At 69.9% G+C, this 20,347-nt stretch carries 14 protein-coding genes; 9 read left to right on the forward strand and 5 right to left on the reverse strand.

Annotation, left to right across the window (positions count from 1 at the left end; all coding sequences use genetic code 11):
- Positions 1–577: 577 nt before the first annotated feature.
- From HT134_RS08615 to HT134_RS08625, 3 genes are all read right to left on the reverse strand, one after another.
- Positions 578–1,360 carry a hypothetical protein gene (locus HT134_RS08615; RefSeq protein WP_175599608.1) on the reverse strand — a complete coding sequence of 261 codons (783 nt, stop codon included), beginning with the start codon at positions 1,358–1,360 and terminating at the stop codon, positions 578–580.
- Between the two features lie 773 nt (positions 1,361–2,133).
- Positions 2,134–2,388, reverse strand: a complete 255-nt coding sequence (locus HT134_RS08620) for a hypothetical protein (RefSeq protein WP_175599609.1) — start codon at positions 2,386–2,388, stop codon at positions 2,134–2,136.
- Positions 2,389–2,729: 341 nt separating this feature from the next.
- Positions 2,730–3,947: an MFS transporter gene (locus HT134_RS08625; protein ID WP_175599610.1), complete on the reverse strand. Its 1,218-nt coding sequence runs from the start codon at positions 3,945–3,947 to the stop codon at positions 2,730–2,732.
- Positions 3,948–4,436: 489 nt separating this feature from the next.
- Between HT134_RS08625 and HT134_RS08630 the strand changes: the two genes are divergently transcribed.
- Complete coding sequence (locus tag HT134_RS08630) at positions 4,437–5,408, forward strand: helix-turn-helix domain-containing protein (protein ID WP_175599611.1); 972 nt, start codon at positions 4,437–4,439, stop codon at positions 5,406–5,408.
- Positions 5,409–5,530: 122 nt separating this feature from the next.
- Positions 5,531–5,935 (forward strand): hypothetical protein, encoded by a 405-nt coding sequence (locus tag HT134_RS08635; RefSeq protein WP_175599612.1) that lies wholly within the window; start codon positions 5,531–5,533, stop codon positions 5,933–5,935.
- Positions 5,936–6,079: 144 nt separating this feature from the next.
- Here the strand turns inward: HT134_RS08635 and HT134_RS08640 are convergent, their stop codons facing one another.
- Positions 6,080–7,852: a right-handed parallel beta-helix repeat-containing protein gene (locus HT134_RS08640; RefSeq protein ID WP_217707246.1), complete on the reverse strand. Its 1,773-nt coding sequence runs from the start codon at positions 7,850–7,852 to the stop codon at positions 6,080–6,082.
- A 46-nt stretch (positions 7,853–7,898) separates the two neighbouring features.
- On the opposite strand from HT134_RS08640, the gene HT134_RS44635 reads away from it, so the two are divergent.
- Entirely contained in the window at positions 7,899–8,147 is a 249-nt protein-coding gene (locus HT134_RS44635; protein ID WP_217707247.1) for a hypothetical protein, read from the forward strand.
- A 226-nt stretch (positions 8,148–8,373) separates the two neighbouring features.
- On the forward strand, positions 8,374–8,838 hold the full coding sequence (locus HT134_RS08645) for a hypothetical protein (RefSeq protein ID WP_175599613.1): 465 nt from the start codon (positions 8,374–8,376) through the stop codon (positions 8,836–8,838).
- Positions 8,839–9,170: 332 nt separating this feature from the next.
- Here the strand turns inward: HT134_RS08645 and HT134_RS08650 are convergent, their stop codons facing one another.
- Positions 9,171–10,811: a carboxylesterase/lipase family protein gene (locus HT134_RS08650; RefSeq protein ID WP_175599614.1), complete on the reverse strand. Its 1,641-nt coding sequence runs from the start codon at positions 10,809–10,811 to the stop codon at positions 9,171–9,173.
- A 212-nt stretch (positions 10,812–11,023) separates the two neighbouring features.
- Here HT134_RS08650 and HT134_RS08655 point away from each other — a divergent pair, with 212 nt between their 5' ends.
- The 5 genes from HT134_RS08655 (at position 11,024) to HT134_RS08675 (ending at position 20,288) form a co-directional block, all read left to right on the forward strand.
- A complete protein-coding gene (locus tag HT134_RS08655; RefSeq protein ID WP_175599615.1) occupies positions 11,024–11,749 on the forward strand; it encodes a 3-keto-5-aminohexanoate cleavage protein in 726 nt (241 codons plus the stop codon).
- A 313-nt stretch (positions 11,750–12,062) separates the two neighbouring features.
- The gene (locus HT134_RS08660) at positions 12,063–14,441 is read left to right on the forward strand and encodes a hypothetical protein (RefSeq protein WP_175599616.1); all 2,379 of its coding nucleotides are present in this window, start codon (positions 12,063–12,065) and stop codon (positions 14,439–14,441) included.
- 2 nt (positions 14,442–14,443) lie between these two features.
- On the forward strand, positions 14,444–16,918 hold the full coding sequence (locus tag HT134_RS08665; protein ID WP_175599617.1) for a hypothetical protein: 2,475 nt from the start codon (positions 14,444–14,446) through the stop codon (positions 16,916–16,918).
- Positions 16,919–16,987: 69 nt separating this feature from the next.
- On the forward strand, positions 16,988–18,400 hold the full coding sequence (locus HT134_RS08670; RefSeq protein WP_175599618.1) for a DUF2201 family putative metallopeptidase: 1,413 nt from the start codon (positions 16,988–16,990) through the stop codon (positions 18,398–18,400).
- Between the two features lie 34 nt (positions 18,401–18,434).
- Positions 18,435–20,288: an AAA family ATPase gene (locus tag HT134_RS08675; protein WP_312888042.1), complete on the forward strand. Its 1,854-nt coding sequence runs from the start codon at positions 18,435–18,437 to the stop codon at positions 20,286–20,288.
- The last annotated feature ends 59 nt before the right edge of the window (positions 20,289–20,347 follow it).

Consider the following 20,347-nt stretch of genomic DNA (forward strand, 5'->3'; position numbering starts at 1 on the left):
GTGCAGTTCCGCACCACACGAGCTCGTTCCAGCGTGACCGTCCTGGCAAGTTGGTACACGTTGAAACTCCCTGGATGATCGACAGCTGAGCTGCTAATTCAGTTTGATTGCAAAGCGCACCGTGCGGGAGCGGCCCTCACGATCGCCTGTTGCTGGCCGGCAGCCGTAACTGGCTGGGGGCGATCGAAGGTCCAGGGCTTCGTTCCTCAGCCCCGGCCCACCGAATTCTGTGGCTGGCGTACCCCTTGCGTGCCCGATGGAGCGGGGAAGCGGGGAGCTGCGGAGAATGTCGCTGGCTGGGTAAGAGCGGTGTGCGGCTTTGCAAACAGGATGTCAGAAGTTCGAATCTCCTAGACTCCACTGATATAGAGCCCAGGTCAATCGCCTGGGCTTTCGATCTTTTGCGGGGCCTGGTTTTGGAGTCGTGCCCGTTATGCACCCGATGACTTCTTGAAGAGCTTGCCGCGTGAGAGAACGTCAAGGCGGGCTGGATCCTCCCGTGCCGCCCAGCCACGGCGGCTTCTAGTCGCAGACCAGCTAAGACCCACTAACCTGAAGGCGGCTGGACCGGGCCACCTTACAAGCCACGCTCACGTCCGACCTTCTCGAAGTCCCGTCGAGCCTCAATGAGGCGACGGGCAGCCTCCAGCCCACGCTCACGTTCTTCGTCGAAGGCCGGCCACCCACCCGCAAGCTCGTTCCCATCGGCGATGGAGTACACGGAGTCACCATCGGGCAAGGGTTCAGATCCTGGATGCACGGAGCCCTTCGAGACGAGCCAAATCACAAGGTCATTGCAGCGCTGTTGGAATGCCGAGAACGCTGCCTCCATGGTCGGATCATCGAAGTATCGCTCGCGCCATTCATCGTGGACCTTGTAGAAGTCGCGCACATTCTTCCCTATCCACCTCTTGGCGTTGAAAGATCCTTCAAGAAACGCGATGAAGCCCTTCCCCCACGGAAGCGCATCAAGGACTTCGGCGAAGAGCTCGACATCTCGCTTCGTTGGATGCAGCCGCCGCTCTAGCTCACTCATCTCCCCCTGCAAGGAGGCAATCTCAGCGCGAAGGTGTCGCTCCAGGTCTTCCTTCTCCGCCTGGAGAGCACGTTCCAGGTCGGCCCTCTCCTCCCGCATAACGCGTTCCAGGTCCGTCTTCTCCTCCAGCAGAGCAACCACATCGACACGAAGCTGCTTTACGATCTTCGCAAGCCTGCCCATCAGGAGAATGAGCACCGCAATGAGACCTATGACCACGCATAGGACAACGATCGGATTCCTTTGCACCCAGCCCCGTACACCTTCAGCGGTGATCAGCGCTATGACAGCCGAAGCATCAGCGATGATACCGATGATGATCATGGCGGGGGATGCCGCAATACGCTCTACGGGGCCCGGAGTGGACATAAGGACAGCCTAAAGCCTTACCAGCCAGTCACCTTCCAAGATCGGTCCCGAACCAGTACCACCCGACGATCGCCATGCTGTGGCTGACACTCGCACACGGCTGGGGACGATCGACGGTCCGGGACTTTCGCACCTCAGTCCCGGCCCACCGAATGTGTAGGTCACCGCCAGATGCGGGGTCCGTCTCCGACAAGAGCAAGATCCGGAACATACGCGGATCGCGGTTGATGGGCTGGAAAGGACAGGATGGGAAGTTCCAGGTCAATGCTGTGGCGCGCCTGAAGGCAACCATCTACTCATAATCCGTGGGTCGTGGGTTCAAGTCCCACCCGCCCTACTCTCCAATACCGCGTTCGACCTGGGGTTTCTCGGTTCTCGCCGACCTCGGATCGCGTTGTTGATCATGGTTGGTGCTCGGTGGTTGCTCTTGTGTACGGGTACAAGCGGATGAGACGAGCTCACCAGCACCAGCTCCCGACAACCAGAGGTTCTACATCACTGAGGAACCAGGCACAGATGTCCCTCGGTCGGTGGTGTCGATCTCGAAGAGAAGCTCATCCTTCAGTCGCAACCATCGCTGAGTGGCCGTGCAGTAGTAAACCTCCTGGTAGCGAACCTGCACCGCCTTCACATGACCGTCTTCCTTCTGATAGGCCGGAAGATCGCCCCAGTAGTACAGGTGGCTTCCAGGGGCCTTCAGCCAGCGGAGGGGGCGTGGAAGTGCGCACTTACGGGACGCCCGCGTTCAACCGCAGGAAGAAGCGTTGGAGGTAGGCGATGTGCCGCTCTTTGTAGCCGGGGTCCCAGTAGGTCCGGCCATAGCGCTTCTTTACATCGGCGAGCTCGTCGCTGCCAAGGGTCAGCGTCAGCAGGCGTTCCCTCACCGCAGTGTCCTCGACGCCGCCGAGCGGGAAGGTCACGAACGGCTCAGACGTGAGTGGATTGCCCAGATGCCGCCCATACTCGCGGTCGAAGGGTGCCATGAGATTGTTGTAAACGCCGACGCGCTTTCCGGACTTCGTCGTGGCGGTCCAGTAAACCCTACAGGAAACCAGTAAACCCTACAGGAAAAGGGTGTATCCCACCATCCCAGGCCGTTGGCCGATGGGTATGAGCAGGCTGCACAGCTCCGCACCCCGCGCACCGATGGCGGACCCGTCGGATAGGCCCCGTTCAGCGCCTGGGTTGGGTAGACGCCGGCACCCAGCCGGAGAGATCCCCACCGGGTGACGGGTGAGACAAGGAAGCGATACAGCACGACTGTGAGTGCCACTTCGCCAGCGAGGACGAGGGACGGCGGCACGGCGCTCATGATGTCCGCCGCTCAGGCAGCCGACGGGGAGGTCTGCGGTTGTCGGAGATTGCGTACCTGTGGGAACAGCAGGGGGATGAGGGCGACGAGGGCAAACGTGACTCCGCCTATCAGAGTGACGGTGGTATCCCCGAACGCCTCCGCGGTCGGCGCGACGGCGATCTGGCCGATAGGGACGGCGATGAACGACCCCAGGTCGTCGTATGCCGAGATCCGCGAGAGCACGGCGTTGGGGACGTGCTGCTGGAGAGAGGTCTCCCAGGCGACTCCGAACACCCCTGAGCCGAGACCGGCCACGAACGCTGCCAGCACGAGCCAGACGACACCGTTCTGCGCGCCCAAGATGATCAGCGGAAGCGACCCCGCGACAATGCACGTCTGCCCAAGCATCAACAGTCGCCGCGCTCTGAGTCGATACATGATCATGCTCATCAGCAAGATGCCGATCGCCCTGGCGCCTAGGACCACGCCCCACGAGGCCGCACCAATAGATCGCTCGGCGATCGTGGGGCCGAGCACAGTCCAGATACCCACGTAGATGCAGTTGGTGACGCTGAAGGCGGCCACTATGACGCACACCCAGGTCAGGGACCGGAATTCGGCCCAACCGTCCCGGATGTCGGTGAGCACGGTCGTGCCCCGTGTCGGTGGTCGGCCTGACAGGGGCAGCCGGGCCATGCAGAGGGCCGCGATCAGGTAACTGACCGCGTCGATTGCGATTGCCCAGCCGCCACCCGCGGTCGTCACGATCACACCCGCTACCGCCGGGCCGAGGATGGAGATCGCGTTCTTGGCCGAACCCAGCAGGGAATTGGCGCGCTGCTTGTGAAGGTCGGCCACGAGTTGAGGAACGATGCCGCGCACGGCGGGTGTGGTGAAAGCGGTCAGTGCGCCATTGACGAACTGCAGGACCGCGATCGCGGCCAGATGATAGCCGCCGGACAACAGCATGAAGGCGACGACGCCCTGCGTGGTACCCGCGCCCAGGTTCGACAGCCGCAGTACGGTCGAGCGCGGGAAACGGTCAGCGACTGCTCCGCCCAGGAGAAGGAAGATCAACATGGGTACGCTCCGCGCGGCGAGCACAATGCCCAGATCACCCATGTGGTCCGAGACGTCGAGCACTGCGAAGGCGAGCGCCACAGGCGCCATGGAACTACCCAGCAGGGATACGACCCGGCCGGCGAAGAACCATCGGAATGCAGGGTGCCGCAGAGGGCCTGGTGTCACGAATCGTCCTCGAATATGTCTTGCTTATTCAGCGGAGCGGTTGGTGTTCTGCTTGGCACAGAGGGAGGGGGCGATCGGCCCAGCCCGTGCTGGGCCGATCGCCAGGTTATGGTCAGTGGTCGTAGCTCATGGGGCACCTCCTCGCATCTCGGTTCCTCGGCTGGTCACAGGCGCGGCGTCGTCCCGTGGACCTCGACAGAGATCTCGGACAGCAGCGCTTCCGCATGAAGCTCGACAGCGTGCGGGTCCGTGCCTGTGACGATGAAGTGGCCGATGCGGCCATGGTTGCTCCGGCTGTCGCCGAGTGGTGCATGACTCGCTGTCGCTCTACAACGGCTGTCGTCGACGACGAGGTCGGCATAATCACAGGCGTTTGTCGGCTTGCAGGTAGAGCTGTGTGGTGGTGACGTTTTCGTGTCCGAGCCAGCGGGCGATGACGGTGATGTCGACACGGTCCGCCCCGGAGCGATACTTCGATGTGGAGAAGCCATGGACGTGGTCAGCTTCGCCGAGGTTCCGGCGGAAGAGCGGTTCGCCTTCTGGCGTGAGATGAGCTCGAAGATGTGGATGCCGCTGGATGCGCACTGCGAACCACGTCTGGAAAGCGCGTTTCAGGCGCACGTCGCTCTCAGCGACCTCGGCCTCGTGCAGGCGACCCTGCTGACCGCGCCGTCGCTGACGATCCGGCGTACGCCCCGCCTGATCCGCCGCTCCGACCCCGAGACCTTCTTCGTGACCTGCACCGTCCGGGGTCACACCATCGGAGAACAAGCCGGCCGGCAGGCGGAACTGCGTGTCGGGGATCTGATGCTCCGGGACAGTTCGCGGCCCTATCTGACCACCTTCGGGTCGAGGGGCCCCGCGGACGGCCAGGTGCTGTCGCTGCAGTTCCCGCGCTCCTTGCTGCCGCTGCCCGAGCGGGGCCTGCGGGCGCTCAACTCGGTGCCGATCCGGGGCGCCCGGGGCATGGGTGCGCTGGCCTCGCAGTTCCTGCTCCGACTGGCCCGGCATCTGGAGGAGTTCAGCCCGGCCGAGGCGACGCGGGTCTCCGCCCTGACCCTCGACGTCCTGACCGCCGCGCTGGCCGGAGCGCTGGACGCCCGGAGCGCGGTACCGCCGAGCAGCCGGCAACGCGCGTTGCTCGCCCAGATCCACGCCTTCGTCGAAGCGAACCTGGGCGACACGGACCTGACTCCGGCCGCGATCGCCGCGGCACACCACATCTCCCTGCGGTATCTGAACAAGCTGTTCCACGCCGAAGGACGCACCGTGGCCGGCTGGATCCGCGAGCGCCGCTTGCAGCGGTGCCGGCGCGATCTGGCGGAGCCGCAGCTGGCCGGCTACCCGATCAACGCGATCGCGGCCCGGTGGGGATTCACCAGCCCGGCGCATTTCAGCCAGGCGTTCCGCGGCGCCTACGGGCTGTCGCCACGCGAGTTCCGCCAGCAGTGCACGAGGTAGTGCACGCAGACTAAACACCCGTGCACGCGGCTGCAACGACAGCGCCAGGCGCAGCGGGCATCCTTTTGCCTTGGCGGGGTCAAGGAAGCCGAAGCCGCCGATCGGGCGAAGGAGAAACTCTCATGGAGACAGCAAGGCAGTTCAGGAAGGCGCGCCTTCTGGGTGCCGTCCTGACGATGGCGACCGCTCTCACGGTCACCGCGACGGTGGCGGTGTCACCTGCTTCCGCCAAGGTCACCGATCTCAAGCAGGTGGCCGGGATCAGCAGGTGCCTCGGGCTCTGGGCCCAGGACGGCAGGATCAAGCTCCAGCACCAGAGCCGCTGCGGCCCCAACGGCTCGTACCACATCCACGTCTGGAGCCCTGGGCGCGACACCAACAGCGGCACCTACACCTACGCCGGCGTCGCGCTGACGTTCAACAACCCTTGGCCGGTGCCCGCGGGCACCAACATCTGTGCCGAGCTCTGGCACCATGAGCCCGGTGGCGGCTATTCGAGCTGGGGCCTTCCCTGCGACACGATGTAACGCCGACATCTGAACCGCCCTCCGGGACACGATGACCTGGCGCCGGCTCCCGGAGACGGAACCCCCCGAACCCGTAGGTTCGAGGGGTTCCGAGGTCCCGAGACGTCACCCACGGCCTGTTCGCGCGTGGCGTGCCAGGAAGGCTCAGGCTTTCGCGGGACGGATCGCCAGATCATCGATCTGGAACGCGGGTCCGGCGGCGCTCGCGTTCCAGACGAAGGTCCAGTCGACGCGGGTCGCGCCCGTGGGCGCGGTGAACGTGCCGGCCGCTTCGGTCCAGGCGGTCTTGCGGGCCAGGGAGATGGCGTCGGTACGCAGGACCGTGCCGGACTCGTCGCGCCACCGCACGTTCCAGGTGACGGCGGGCATGGTGGCCACGGCCTCCCGGTACCACAGCGACACCTGGTAGCTCGTACCGGCGACCACACCGCTGTACCCCGGGAAGTTGTCGAGCGCCACCGCGCTGCCGGACCCCTGGGTGCTGGTCATCTGCAGCGAGCCTGTGCCGCCGTGCGCGTCGCCGGTCCGGTGCGCCACGGCGGCGCCGTACCACGGGGCGTAGGGCGAGGTCGTCGTACCGGACTCGAAGTCCTGCTCGGCGATCGCCGGCGGGGCGGGCGTGCCCCCGTCGAACGTGCTCCCGGCGTCCTGGCCGTACTGGGGGCCCACCCACAGGCCGGGCACGATGCGCGTGCCCATGTCGGTGACCCTGAACTGCCACGGTCCCGTGTAGGTGTTGTCGTGCCAGGAGTTGTTCGACTCGTGGACGATCGACTGCTGGATCACGGCCCCCTTGTACGGGGACCAGTCCGGGTACGTGCCCCAGTTGGACAGCAGGGCCATGTGCCCGCAGTACTGCGTCGGGCAGCCGCCGTCGACGGCGCTGGGGTCGAAGGCGAACGTGTTGTGGTGGATGTCGAGGTTCTTCGTCCACCAGCGGCAGTCGGTGTAGAGCGGCTCGCCGGCGATGGCGGGAGCCGAGCACCGTGAGGTGTTGGTCGGGCCGACGATCAGCGTGCAGTCGCCGGTCGTCGAGGCCGGGCTGTTGCAGAACCGGTCGGCGTTCGCCCACGCGGTGATCCCGCCCCAGTTGTTCTCGAGCCGGTTGCCGGTGATCTCGATCTTGCTGGTCCGCGCCTTCAGGCGGGGCTCGCCGTCCGCCTCGGACAGGTAGATCGCCGCTTCGGGGAACGGGTCGCCCTTCGCCGCCCGCTCGGCACCGGAGGCCCAGGCGTTGCGGCGGATGGTGTTGTTCCGGATCACGGCGTTGTAGCTGATCTCGTAGAAGATCCCGAGCGAGTCGTTGTCCTCGATGAGGTTGTCCTCGATGAGGAAGTCGTTGTTGTTGGTGTCCGCCCAGACTCCCGGCCCGTGATTGCCGTGGATCCAGTTACCGGTCACGTCGGCACCGTTCACCGCCCAGAACTTCATGCCACCGGTACATCCGCACCCGGGGATCTGGTGCTCCCAGTCCTCGGTGTTGTTGCCGGTGAACTCGTTGTCCGCCACAACGAGGCCGGTGATGGTGTTGCCGGACTTGTACGCGTTCAGGCCGTACTGCCCGTTGTCCTTGAAGCAGTTGCCACGGATCTTGTTCGTGGCCCCGGCCATGAGCCCCGCGCCGGAGTTGTCGCGGATCGTGTTGTGCTCCACGACCCAGCCGTCGCCGGAGTCGTGGTTGACCACGCCTTCATCGTGGGGCGCGACGAACCCGGTGATGGTCAGGTACCGGATCGTGACGCCGGTCGCCTGCTCACTGAACGCGTACCGGTTCAGCCGCTGCCCGTTCAGCACCGCGCCGGGCGCGCCGATGAACGTCGCGCCGTCGCCGGGTCTGATCTGGGCGTACTGGTCGGTGCCCAGCGTGTGCGTGCCGGTCTCGAAGTAGTACGTGGTGTTCGCCTGGTGCAGGTTCACACCGCTGTTGTCGCCCGCGGGGACGACGACCGCGCCGGGGGGCGGCGTGGTGGGACCGTTCAGCGACGAGCTGCCGCAAACCGCTGCCGTCGCCGTCGTCGTCGCCGTGGTCGAAGCGGTTGCCGTCGTCGAAGCGGTTGCCGGAACGGCCGCTTCGCCACTCGCCGGCGTCGCGCCGCCCATGACCACTGTGGCGAGTGCCACCAGCGCCACTGGCCAGGTTCTTCGCATTCCTGTTCTCCTCCAGGTTCTGACCAGCCTTGGCGCACTCGACCGCCGGCCGTCGCCGCTGTAGCCGCAGCTCGCGCCTACCCTCAAGATCAAACGCTGAGAGAGTACTGCAGGGCCGATGCCGGCGTCCTGCTGATCAGGGACAGCGACGGACATCACTGTCCCGACGATTTCCCTCGACTCCCGGACGGCCGCAGCGCTTTGCCCGCCTCCTCGGCAGATGATCTACTTCACCCATGGGGTTACGTCACTCGATTCCGCCATCCGGGACGTTCCGCATGGTGAGCGCCTTGATGGTGCTGGCCTGCGCTCTGGCCGGCTGTGCATCCGGACCTGGCGATGAGGGCATGTCCGGGAGCGGCCAGCTGTGCGTGGACCGGGCGAAGCGCGAGAACGCTCTGTATCTGCAGGCGGTCAGCGCCGTTCTGGCGTCGGACAAGCGGGTGAGCGTCGACGAATGGAACGGATGCGACTCCGCCAACAACGGCGCCGCACTGTCCGTCCTGGTCAGCCCGGAACTCCGACGTGACGCGTTGTGGAAGGCGTTCGTCGAGGCGGGATGGTCTCCTGCCTCGGCGGCATGCGCTCCGGGCTGCACCGATTTCCAGCTCGTCGACCAAGTCGATCAGCGGCTCATCGGGATCGCGATCAAAGAGGCCACTGACACCGCTCCGGAAGGCCGGCACCAAGGCTTGTGGGTCGAGGTGGCCGCGGCCGACTCCTGCTGGGACGACCACGGCTACAGGTGCAGCTAGTCAGTACTCCGGTCGTACCGAGCGGCCCGACGGAAGTCCACGCTGACGAAGTGACCGTCGGTGAAGCCGAGGCGTACGCCATCGCAGTGTGCGAACGGAGGTCCCCACGTCCCTTCCGGATGATGTCCGCCATCTGCCGGTACGGCTCGCTCCAGTCCCACTGCGCATGCCGAGGGATCTCTCCGGACACGTAGCCTGACGGCATCTCCATGGTGTCGTCGACGGCGAACCCCATCGCGACGGCGGTCTCGACCGCCCGTGGGGACGAACTGGTGACGACGCGCTCGTAGGGACCGGCTCCAGAACCGATGGCACGGGCCAGGAGGACGCCGTCAGCCGACAGATGAGATCCCCGGCCGCGCGTCGCGCCCTTCTTGGTCAAGCTGTGTCGGCGCACGTCCAACCAGCGCATGAGACGTCCTCCTTGACATGGCGGAACCACCTGGGGCGGCTCGTTCATGGGTAAGGGGATGCAGCGGCGTCAGGGGTTCGAAGCCGTGCCGGGCCCACAACGCACGGGAGGTCTCCTCCGGGTACGCCGTCACGCGCGGCTCGGCATCGATGACCCAGGTATGCCTGTGCCGCGGCTCGTACGCCGGCCAGCCCGGATCCCCGGTCGCGGCGAAGGCGGTCCACGCCGCGCGGATCCGGGCCGACAGCTCGGCCGCGGCCGGTGGCGGATCCTGTCCGATCAGCAGTCCTGCTGCGCCGGCGGTCAGGTTGCCGAACGTCAGCGGCAGGCCGAGCCCGTGACAGGCGCCGAGGACGCCGCCCATGCCGGGGGCCGGCCAGGTCAGCTCGTACAGGTGAACCCGGCCGCGCCGCCGGTGGGCCTCGGCCAGCCGGAGGGAAGGCATCCGGAACAACCAGTCGGAGTGCACCAGCTCGTACAGCCGCTCCTCGCCGGCCCCCGGATGGGCGGCTCGGTAGGCCTCGGGATCGGGGGCGAGCTCGCGCAGCGCGGTGGCCGCCTGCTCGGCGGTGATCTGGCCGAGGTCACCGCCGACGGCCATGAACAGCCGATACTCGTCGCGGGTGTGCCCCACGACCAGGTCCACGTCGCGCGCGGCCCCGTCCGCCGACGGCTGCAACGGCGCCGCGGGCAGCACCTCGCCGTCCACGACCGGCGCGAACGGCGTCCGGACGTACGCGGCCCCGCCCCACCGCGGGCAGCCGCCCATCCTGTCCGCCACCGCGTCCCCGGCGTCGATCAGCCGCTCGGGCGACACGCGGGCGAGGTCGCCGGCGAGCGGCGGCAGGCCCAGCTCGCCGGCCACGGCGGCGGCGATGTCGGCGGCCAGCTCGGCGGAGAAGAACAGGCCGGGCACGCTCTGCGCGATCGCCCCGCGGAACAGGCCGGCGGCCCCGGGCATCGCCATCAGCGCCGCGACGCTCCCCGCGCCGGCGGACTCCCCGAAGACGGTCACCCGGTCCGGGTCTCCGCCGAAGGCCGCGATGTTGTCAGCCACCCAGCGCAGGGCGGCCACCTGGTCCAGCAACCCGCGGTTGGCCGGTGCCCCCGGGAAGTGCCCGAAGCCCTCGGCGGAGAGCCGGTAGTTGAAGGTGATCACGACGACGCCGTCCCGGGCGAGTACGCGGCCGTCGAAGACCGGGTCGCCGGACCAGCCGTACATGTAGCCTCCGCCGTGGATCCACACCATCACCGGCAGCCGGGCGGCTCCCAGGTCAGGGGACCAGACGTTGAGCGTCAACCAGTCGCCGTCCGCGCCGTCCGCGCTGGAGGGGCGGGACGCGCCCAGCAGCCTGGACTGCGGCGGCGGCGGACCGAACGCGCCGGCCTCGCGCACCCCGTCCCACGGCTCGGCCGGCACCGGCGCGGCCAGCCGCAGGGCGCCGACCGGCGGACGCGCGAACGGCACACCGCGGAAGACGGCCACGCCGTCCTCCGTCCGCCCGCGCAGCCTTCCCGTGCTCACCCGGACCTCCGGGTCGGCGGATCCGATGGCGCTCATGGCACGCTCCTCTTCCGGGGTGCCGGCTCCCACGACCGGGCGCGGCCATCTTCACCCGGACCACGGACTCGGCGCATCTCGATTTCGAGCGGGTCCGGTGAAAGGGGAGACCGTCATGCTTCGGTCGCTCACGATCCGGGCGTCCGGGGGTCGAGGCCCCGTCCGCTCTGCCGCGTCGATCCCTGGTCGCCGCCGCCTGGCATCATGCCTGCATGCTGCAAGTGTGTCCGAACGGTGCCCGTGACCGGAGCGCGTGTCCGAACTTGCCGGTCTCGCCGGCCGAGCTGGCCGCGGCGGTCCGGGAAGCCGTCGCCGCCGGCGCGACAGACGTCCACCTCCACCCGAAAGCCCCCGACGGCACCGACAGCCTGGCCCCGGAGCACGTGGCCGCCGCGGTCACCGCGGTACGCGCGGCCGTCCCCGGCACACCGGTCGGGGTCACCACCGGCGCGTGGGCGGCGCCGGATCCCCGCCGGCGGGTGGAGTTCATCCGTTCCTGGTCCGTCCTGCCCGACCACGCCTCGGTCAACTGGCACGAGGAGGGCGCCGAGGAGGTGGCCGAGGCGTTACTGGAGCGCGGTGTCGGGATCGAGGCCGGCATCTTCTCCGGTACGCCGGCGGCGCGCAGGTTCCTGGCCTCGCCGCTCGCGGGCCGCGTCCTGCGGGTGCTTGCGGAGGTGACCGACACCGATCCGCGCACGGCGCCGGCCGCCGCCCGCACGCTGCTGGGTGAGCTCGGCGACGGGCTGCGGGCGCCGATCCTGCTCCACGCCGAGGACGGGGCGGCGTGGCCGGTGCTCGGCCTGGCGGGCGAGCTCGGACTCGACACGCGCGTCGGCCTGGAGGATGTGCTGGACCTGCCCGACGGGACCCCGGCGGCGACCAACGCCGACCTGGTCCGCGCGGCCCGCGCCCTGCTGAGTGCGCCGCCTCGCTGACCGGTCGTCCACCTGACCGTCGAGCGTGGCGAAGAACTCCGCCGCGGCCGGGTCGGCGGCGTGCGGGCGCGGCCGTGGCGGCGGCGATGGAGGCGGCCCGCCCGACAGGCTGAACCGACGGCCGTTGATCAACTACACTCCCACGCCTGTCCGCCGCCGCTCTCCGACGACACCACCGGAGTCCCCCATCAGCAGCTCGCACCTGTTACAAGTCTCCGAACTGGACGATTGGCGCCACCCTCTCGCCTCGGCCTCGGACGTCCTCGCCCCCGCCCTCGGCGAAGGCCTGTTACCGGACGCGCTCATCGAGGCCGTGTTCGCCGAGGACGACCCCGTGCTGCTCGGCCGGCTGGCCGGCAACAAATCGCTCATCGCCGCCAAGCCGTCGCTGGTCGACCGGCTCGCCGCCACCGGCCACGCCGAAGTGGCGAAGGCGGCCATGTACGTGACCAACCACTGGTCGAACAGGCCGTCGTTCTGGTCGCGCGAATGGCCGCTGCGCGCCCGGCGGACCATCCTGGCGGCCCCCCGTGGCGCCGGCTGGACCGGCCCGGAAGGGGTGCTCGCCGACCTGTTGCAGCTCGATCCCCTCGCGCTGCCGGCGGCTGTGGTCTGCCCCCTGCCGGACGCAGCGCGTACCTGCCTGGAAAGGGCGGGCGACACGCTCAGCCGCGCCGAGCAGCTGCGCGCCCTGCTCACCCTCCACGACCACGACGGCGGGCGCGCGGCCCTGGAGCTGGTCGCCGACGCCGGCGGCCTGCGCCCCGAGGTCGAAGAGGTCGTACGGGAGGCGCTGGCCGACGTGGGCGCCCTGCGCGAGGCGGTCGAGCGCGCCGAGGGCACCGGCGGACTGATCGAGGAGCTCTACGACGACCGTCAGGAGCAGCGTCGTGAGGAGCACCTGGCGCTGCGCGACCGGGTCGACTGGACCGCCGTGGCCGCCGCCGCCGCGAACCGGCCCTTCGACGAGAAGGCCACCGCACTGCTGATCGCCCGTCCCGACTTTCCCGACGAGCTCCGTACGGCCTGGTACCAGGAGCGGAGCGTGCTGGTCGCGACCCATGCGGCACGCGTGGACCCGAAGCTGTTCCTCCTGTCCCCGGGCGGACCGCGCGCCGCCAAGGCGACGGCCGTGCTGGTACGCCGCGGGCTCGACGAGGGCCTCACCGCCGCGCGGACGCTGGAGTCGGCGCGGCCCGCCGCCGCGGTGCTGGAGGCCGTCCGGCAGCCGCCCGAGGGGGCGGCGCCCGCGTGGAAGGACCTCGCGGCCCTGCTCGCCGTCCTGGTTCGCGAGCGCCTGGGAGAGGACGTCGAGGCGTGGCGGTCGGCGCGGGCGCTGCTGTCCCGGTTCGGCGGGACGGTTCCCGAGCTCCTCGACAGGGCCGCCACCACGGCGACGAAGGCCACGGGCGGCTGGCCCGGCGGGGCCGGCATGCCCGCCTCGGAGCGTTCCTCCGCGGTCACCGGCGCGCGGGCGGCCTTCCTCACGCTGCTGGACGCCGCGCCCACCGCCACGCACGCCGCCCTGCTGCCCCATCTGGACGACCGCACCGTCTGCGACCTGTTCGGTCACGGGCGATGGCGAACGGAGTGGATCGACCTCGCGCTGACCGCGCGGCAGCCCCGGTACGTACAGGTGCTGGCCAACCGCGCCTCGTTCACCGCCGACGCCGTCGAGATGCTGATGCGGCTGGACGACCCCGCCGTCAACGCCCGGCTGTTCCGGCGGACCGGCGTCACGGCCCCGCAACGCGAGCGGCTGCTGTCCGGGCGTCCCCTGCGGGAAGGCGCCACAGAACCGCTCCCGCTCGACCCCGCCCTGATCCGGGAGCTCATGGGACGCACCTCCGGATGGCGTGGACGCGACCCGGTGGACTGCGCCGACGTCGAGCTGCAACGGCACATCCTGCGGCACGTCCGGGTCCGTGGGATCGTCCCGCAACTGCGCATGATGCTGAACCTGTGGGAGCGGCACGGCGCGGACGCGGTGGCCGCGCTCCTGAAGAACGAGCCGGTGGCGGTGGCCCACACCCGCAAGGTCATCCGCAGGGAGGTACGCAAGACCGTCACGACGTTGCTGGCCGGCAAGGACCGGGACGCCGCCCTCGCCGAGCTCCGGGCACAGGTGGCCGAGGGCGAGACGGCCGCATGGCAGATCGCGGCGCTGCGCGAGCAGTACTTCTCCGGGGCCGAGCTGTTCCGCGAGGCCCACCACTGGCACTGGGCGGAGCTGCTGGCCGAGCACGCCCGTCACCCGCTGGCCCCGGTGGCGTTGGCCGGGCTGAGCAACATCCCCGAGTGTCCCCCCGAGATCCGCGACGAGTCCGAGGCGATCGGCGACTGGAGCACGCCGGAGAAGGTCCTGCTCCTGCAGGCTGAGGGGCGAACACCACGGGAGATCGTGAGCATGGTGGACCTCACCGGCGACCGTGGGAGCTGGCTGCTCCAGGCGGTCAGGCGGGAGGAGCTGACCTGGGAGGACGTCCTGGAGCACGCACGTCCGGCCCCCCGGGTCCTGGCCGCGTGGGGCGACCGCATGCGGACGCCGCTGGCCCCGCTGGTACGCGCCCACCTCGACCGCGGCCCGCAGGCCTGGGTGCTGGCCCTGCGCATGTTGCCCGAGTTCACCGGATCGGTGGCGGAGCTGGTACGCACCGCGGCCGCCGCCACCGGCGTCGAGACAACGGAGTGAGGATGTCTGGTTACCCGTGGGACAAAGTACCGGCGCTGGTCGAGGCCGCCACGGTCGAGGACTGGACCCGGCCGCTGGCCGGGGCCGCCGACGTCATCGAGAAGGTGCTCCGGGTCGGCCGGCGGATCCCCGACAGCCTGGTGCGGGACGCGCTGTCCCTGCGCGACCCCCGGTTCCTGGCCGCCGTGCTGGACAACGCGCGGCTGCTCTCCGACCCCGCCACGCGGGACCGGATCGAGCAGGTGCTGGCCGGCGACATCGCGCCGTTCGTCGAGACGCTGATGTCGGCCGGGGCCACCGGAGACCGCGCCGACGTGCGGGAGCGGCTGGCCGCGACCGGGCATCCCGAGGTCGTCAGGCGCGCCCACACGTGGGGGGCGGCATGGTCGTGGCGCCTGCGCCGCAAGGTCGTCGCCGCCGCCGGGAACGGGGATCTGTCACCGGTGTTCGACTACGCGCGGCGCGTCCTCGAGACCAGCGAGCCGGAGGTGACGCTGGTCGCCGAACAGCTCAACGCGCTGCTCACCCTGCACGACCACGCCGAGGATGGCCTGGAGCGGCTCGCCCGCGTCGACGCCGGGCCGCTGCGGCCGGAGGTCGCCGGCGTGCTCCGGACCGTCCTCGACACGGCGGACGCCGGCGTCCTGCGCGCGGCGGCCGAACGGGCCGAGGGCATCGAGGGTCTCATCGCCGAGCTGTACGACCGGGAGACGCCCGAGGACCACCACCGAGCCCTGGAGTGGCGGGAGCCGCTGGACTGGGCGGCCCTCACCGCCGCCGCGCGCAGGAAGCCGTTCGTCAAGGGAGCCGCCGAAGCCCTGACCGCCCATCCCGGATGCCCGGGCGAGCTGCGCGTCCTGCTCTACGCCCGGCATCCCGTGGCGGTCGCCGAGAACGCCGCGCACCTGGACGTGGCGCTGGTGCGGGCCGACTGCAACAAGCGCGGCCGGGCCAAGGCGACGCGGATCCTGATCGAGCGCGGGCTGGGCCGGGGGATCGGCGGAGCCGAGCTGGTCACCGGCGGCGCCCCTGCCGTCGCGGTCCTCCAGGCCGTGCGCGAGGTCCGGGAGGGCCCGGCGGTCGAGGAGTTCACCGAGCGGCTGGCGGAGCTGGTCGAGCAGCACCTGGGGGACGACGTCGGCGCCTGGCGGTCGGCCCGCGCCCTGCTGAAGGACTTCCCCGGCACCGTTCCGGAACTGCTCGCCGAGGCCGCGGCGAACCCCGTCGACGGGGAATGGCCGGAGGCCGCCGCCTGCCCCTACTCCTCGGCCCCTTCGTACTACACGCCGGTGCGGATCGCTTACGCGACGCTGCTGGACGCGGCCTCCGACGCCGCGCACGCGGCCCTGGCGCCCCATCTCGACGGGCAGACCCTGCACGATCTCTACCGTCTGGGCGGCTGGCGTCCGGCCTGGCCCGGCCAGGCGCTGGCGACCGCCCCCAAGGGCTGGGCGTCCCCCGCGTGGATCCTGGCCGGCCGGCCCGGCCTGGAGACGGAGACGATCGAACAGCTGATGAGCACCGCGGACCCCAAGGTGCTCCTCCAGCTGTTCTGGCACGCCGCCTGCACCGACGACCAGCGCGCCAGGATCCTCGCCGTCGCGGCGGAGCAGCCGTCCCCGCCGGACGCCTTCCCCTCCCGGCCCGAGCACGCCGAGAACTGGCGTGTCGCCGACCTCCACGCCTGCTCCCATCGCGGGCTCTTCGACCGGATGCTCGGCACCGTGTACGTCCTCGGCCCCGTCCCGCAGTTGCGGTTGTTCCTGCACGTCTGGCGGACATGGGGGGCCGAGGCGGTCGCCGAGATGCTGTCCCAGCCGCCCGTCACGTTCTCCACGTACGACAGGTCCCGCGAGGTGATCGAGGACCTGCTGAAGCGGCCGGACCCCCGGTCGGCGCTGGCGGAACTGGAGGCGCGGGTCGCGGAGGGCACCTCCGCCCAGGCGCAGATCGCGATGTGGCGCACCCGCAGGGACCGGGCCGCGATGCTCAAGGAGACCCACCAGTGGCACTGGGCGGAACTGCTGGCCGAGCACCGCCGCGAGCCCTTCCACAGCGACATCGTCGGCCTGCTGCCCCGCGTGCCCGGCTGCCCGGAGGAGTTCCTCAAGGAGGCCGAGACCGTGCTGCTGACCTTCGAGGGGAAGATGTACGGCCGGCTGATGTCGGGCATGGCCCCCGAGAAGGTCCTCAGGACGTTCGAAGTCGGCCACCCCGACGGCTGGCTGATCCCTGCCGTCGAGGCCGGGCGCGTCACCTGGGCCCAGGCCGTGGAGCACGGCTTCCCCGCCGAGAACGTGCTCCGGCAGTTCAACCGGCACGGCGGGGACGACGGCGGGTACGAAGCCCTGTCGGCCCTCATGCGCGACACCCTCAAGGACAGTCCGGAAGCCTGGCTGCTGGCCGTGAGCATGCTGCCGGGATGGACCGGATCGCTCACCGAGCTGCTGCGCACCGCCGCGGCCGCGGCGGGCTGAGCGCACCCGCCGGATTGTCGGTGGCGATCAGTAGGGTGCGGGTGCCGACGACACGCAGAAGGGGGAAGGGTGAGCACTGCGCCCGGACAACGCCACGCCGGCCACAGGGGCGTCATCGACCTCACCGACCGGCGCGCCCTGGCCGAGCACGAGCCCGCCGACCCCGCCGTCGTCGAGCAGGCCCACCAGCTCAAGGAGGCCGCGCTGCTCGACTTCGGCATCAGGGACAGCGCCGTGGCGTCGTGGCTCTACGCCAAGTGCCACCACCAGATCCCGACGACCGCCGTCCCCACGGCGGCGGTCGTCGCCTCGGGCGACGGCAGCTGCCTGCTGCTGTACAACCCCGGCTTCTTCGTCGCCCTGGGCATCCACGGCGTCAAGTTCGTGCTCTACCACGAGGCCCGTCACCTCATCCAGCGCCACCTCTACGTCGAGGAGGAGCTGCGCGCCGACCCGGTGTTCACCGTGGCCACCGAGGTGACCATCAACCACGTCGTGCTCACCCGGCTGGGCAGGCGCGAACTGCCCGGCACGGAGGAGCACGAGAAGGTCGGCATCGACCCGCGGGCCGTCCACCGGCACTACGCCGAGGATCTGCGCGCCCAGGGCTTGAGCCCGCTGTCCTACGACGAGTTCGTCGTCACCGACCTGTCGGTCTACGGCGAGCTCAAGCGGATGACGAACCCGCCGGTGCCGCTGCCGCTCTGCGTCCACATGGACGGCGACGGCGTGCCGTTGGATCCGGAGACCGTGGAGCGGGTCGCCCAGGAGGTGCTGGGCGAGGTCATGCGCCAGGCCCTGGGAGGCAACGAGCAGGCCCGCTCCGAGCTGCTCGACCTGGCCGGGCGCACCGAGGGCGGGGGCGACCGGCTCACCCGCATGTGGGGCTCCCTGGGTCTGGCGGCGCTGCGCGGCGAGACCCCGCGCACCCGCAGGGTCGAGTGGTGGAAGCGCTGGCTCGTCGACACGCTGGCCTCCAAGCTGCGCGAGGGCGAGCGCCTGGTCTACCCCAAGAAGCTGGGCGCCGTGCTGCTGGCGCTGGGGCACGACCCGATGCTGTCGCGGCGCGGCCCCGAGCGCACCAAGGTGGTGCTGGTGGCCATCGACACCTCGGGATCCATGTCCGACGAGGTGGTGGAGTGGCTGACCACGCTCGTCGGCCAGAGCGAGGGCGTGGAGACGCACTGGCTGAGCTTCGACGGCCGGGTCATGCCGTTCGTCGCGGGCGAGCGGGTGCTGGGCGGCGGCGGCACGAACTTCCAGAACGTCGTCGACTACGCCGAGGGCCGCCTGGAGGTCGACGGCCGCGCGTTCGACGTCACCCCCGACGCCGTGATCATGGTGACGGACGGCTACGCCGACCCCGTCACCCCGGCCGATCCCGACCGGTGGATCTGGCTGATCACCGATGGCGGCGACACCTGGCCCGAGAACCACCGGCCGCCGATGGCCTGCCACCGAGTCACCACCGGCGACCGCTGATCCGCCGGCCGCACGAGACGGAGAGAACCCCCACGTGACCATCACCGAGCCCGCTCTCACGGTCGCCGCCGGCTGGAAGCCCAACGCCACCTACCCCGAGCCGCCGCGGAAGACCGCCCGGCCGAGGCTGGAGCGCTTCATCGACGCCATGCTGTCCATGGGGCAGACCGGGCAGGTCTTCGGCGAGCACGGCATCGGCAAGACCTCGACCTTCATGTCCTACATCCCCGAGGCGTACCCGGGCACCGAGGTCGTGCTGATCCCCGCGGCCAACCTGACCCCCGACGACCTGCTGGTCAACGCGCCCGTGCGCGACGACCGCAGCGGCGAGCTCGCCCTGCGTCAGCTGCTGATGCGCCAGCTCCGCCCGGGGCGGCCCTTCGTGCTGCTGATCGACGACTCGCTGCAGGCCGGCGACACGATCCAGGCGCAGCTCATGCAGGTCGCCTGCAACTGGACGCTCGGCGAGCACGACCTGCGCGCCCTGGGATGCGTGGGGGTGTTCCTCACCGACAACGAGTCGGCGGCCGAGACGAGCGCGCGCCGCAGCGACCTGGCCGTCCTCGACCGCATGGTGACCCTCCGCATCACCGCCAACGACACCGGCTGGCGCCACCACCTGGCGGCCCGGCACTCCGGCTGGGATCTCACCGAGGTGTTCCGGCTCTGGGCCGGGCTGAGCCCGTACCTGCGCCACCTGCTCTCTCCGCGCACGCTCGAGCACGTCCTCGACTGCGCCCGCGATGGGTTCCCGCTGCGGTGGGGGCTGCCGCTGCTGAACGGCGCCCGCGTCGAGCTGTCCGAACCCGGGCAGGACGGGTCGCCGGGCAAGGACCGCACCGGCGAGATCCTCGACCGCATCGCGGCGGCGGTGGGCGCGGCCAACCCCCGGAGCGTCCCCGACCCGGTGCGGCGCATCCTGCGCGCGGCCGTGCGCAACCGGTGGGCGGTGCTGCTGCAGGGGCCGCCCGGCTGCGGCAAGACCGAGGTCACCAAGCAGGTCGTCGCCGAGGAGATCGGGCGGCCTCCGGTCTACTTCTCGCTGCCGGTCACCAACGTCGAGGACCTGTGCGTGCCGATCCCGACCCCTGACGGCACGCTCGACGTGCTGCTGACCCGGTCGCTGCTGGGGCCCGACCCCAAGGTGCTCGTCTGGGACGAGTACAACCGTCCCAAGGACAAGTCGACCTTCGCCAAGCTGATGGAGGTCACCCAGGAGTGGTCGCTCGCCGGGCGCCCGATCAGCCACCTGCGCGCCCAGGTCGCGTTGCAGAACCCGCCCTACCACCTGGGCCGCAAGCTGCTGGTCAGCTCCAACAACGTGGCCCAGGCGAGCCGGTTCACGGTCAGCTACGAGGTGCGTCCCGAGGACATCCCGGCCAACCAGTGGCTGATCGACACCTACGGCGAGGTCGCCGAGGTGGTGCTCGACTGGTGGAAGAACGACATCGACGACGAGGGCCGCGAGTGGGTGACCAAGCGCACCCTGGAGCGGCTGATCAAGCTGCACCAGGTCGGCGAGCCGCTGGAGACCGGCCTGATCTACCTGGGCGAGGGCGAGTACGCCCCGATCCCGCTCGCCGGGCTGCGGGAGCGGCTGTCGGGCCGGAGGACGATCGGCATCCGGGAGCTCGCCGCGGAGGCCGACGCGTGGGAGGCGCGGCTCGCGGCGGCGGCCGCGGCCTCCAGCGAGGGCACCGCCGACTCCGACACCGTCCACCAGATCTTCGCCAACGCGGAGGTGTCGCAGTTGCGCGAGCACATCGAGGTCGTGGCCCGGCTGCTGCGCCACCTGCCTCCGAAGCTGCGCGCCACCTACCTGGTGGGCCAGGCCGAGGCCAAGCAGCGGTTCTGGGTGGACGCCTTCGCCAGGATGCCGAAGGGCTGATCCACGGGAGCTGCTCGCCGCGATGTCCGGACATTGATCGACATATGATTTTTGCTTGA

This window comes from Nonomuraea rhodomycinica (genome assembly GCF_013363995.1).
Taxonomy (GTDB): domain Bacteria; phylum Actinomycetota; class Actinomycetes; order Streptosporangiales; family Streptosporangiaceae; genus Nonomuraea; species Nonomuraea rhodomycinica.

Coding starts and splice junctions, on each gene's coding strand:
- HT134_RS08615 (WP_175599608.1), bottom strand. CDS start 1,360: ATGATCATCATCGGTATCATCGCTGATGCTTCGGCTGTCATAGCGCTG.
- HT134_RS08620 (WP_175599609.1), bottom strand. CDS start 2,388: ATGGCACCCTTCGACCGCGAGTATGGGCGGCATCTGGGCAATCCACTC.
- HT134_RS08630 (WP_175599611.1), top strand. CDS start 4,437: ATGGACGTGGTCAGCTTCGCCGAGGTTCCGGCGGAAGAGCGGTTCGCC.
- HT134_RS08635 (WP_175599612.1), top strand. CDS start 5,531: ATGGAGACAGCAAGGCAGTTCAGGAAGGCGCGCCTTCTGGGTGCCGTC.
- HT134_RS08650 (WP_175599614.1), bottom strand. CDS start 10,811: ATGAGCGCCATCGGATCCGCCGACCCGGAGGTCCGGGTGAGCACGGGA.
- HT134_RS08655 (WP_175599615.1), top strand. CDS start 11,024: ATGCTGCAAGTGTGTCCGAACGGTGCCCGTGACCGGAGCGCGTGTCCG.
- HT134_RS08665 (WP_175599617.1), top strand. CDS start 14,444: ATGTCTGGTTACCCGTGGGACAAAGTACCGGCGCTGGTCGAGGCCGCC.